At 76.0% G+C, this 988-nt stretch carries 1 protein-coding gene; it reads right to left on the minus strand.

Translation table 11 applies throughout. From position 1 onward, the window contains the following. Positions 1–988, minus strand: a 988-nt coding sequence (locus ND747_RS16480; RefSeq protein ID WP_251734490.1) for a lysophospholipid acyltransferase family protein, incomplete at both ends; no start/stop codon positions are given.

Genomic DNA, 988 nt, shown 5'->3' on the forward strand with positions numbered 1-988 from the left:
GTGGGGACGTTCCAGCGCCCGCGGCGACCCTGCGGCGACCCCGGCACCCGCACCCGTCCTCGCCGCCGCGCCAGCCGCCGTGTCCCGGTCCGTCCCCGTCTCGGACTCGGACTGCGCGGGCGGACGGGAGGCAGGAACCGTCGGGGATGCCGCACCCGCGGCGCCGCCAGCACCCTCGGCGGTGGGGGAGTCGGGGGCCTCGGCCAGGGCGGTGCGGGTCGCCTCCCACCAGGAGGTGGCGTCCTCGGCGCACAGACGGTCGACCTCGGCAGCCATCCGGGCGGTGAACGTACGCACGTCCTCCCCGTCCACCGGGCGCATCGGCGCACCGAAACGCACCGCCACCCGCGGACGTCCCGGCACCGGCCAGGTACGGCCCCGCGGCATCGCCGCATACGCACCCCGCACCCCCACCGGCACCACCGGCACCCCGGCGTTGATCGCCAGATAGGCCGCGCCCAACCGGAACCGGCCCCGCGCCCCGTCCTTCGACCGCGTCCCCTCCGGGAAGATCACCAGGTTCCAGCCGCCGCGCACCAGATCCAACGGGGTCGTCGAGGGCACCCCGCCGCTGCGGTCGATCGGCACCGTCGCGAACGCCAGCGCACTGGACGCACCCCGCCACACACTGCCGAAGAAGTAGTCGGCCGCCGCCGTCACCGCCGTACGCGCCCGCACCCGCCCCGGCAGCGCACACAGCAACATCGGCGCGTCCAGATGACTGCTGTGGTTCGACACGATGATCACCGGGGTGTCGCGGACCGTGTCGAACACGTCGGCGCCGTGACTGTCCACGCTCAGCGTCGAGTGCAGCAGCGGGGTCATCACCCCGGACAGGAACGCCCCCCGCGTCACCCGCGCCGGACCCGACCGGGCCCAGCCCGTCGGGAACTCCCGCGCCGCCGACCGCCCCGGCCCCGCCATCCGCACCGGCCCCGCCGTCGAACCGTCCGCCGACGTGGCCGACGTGGCCGGGGAGGCGTGGGAC

This window comes from Frankia sp. R82, assembly GCF_023716925.1.
Classification (GTDB): domain Bacteria; phylum Actinomycetota; class Actinomycetes; order Frankiales; family Frankiaceae; genus Frankia.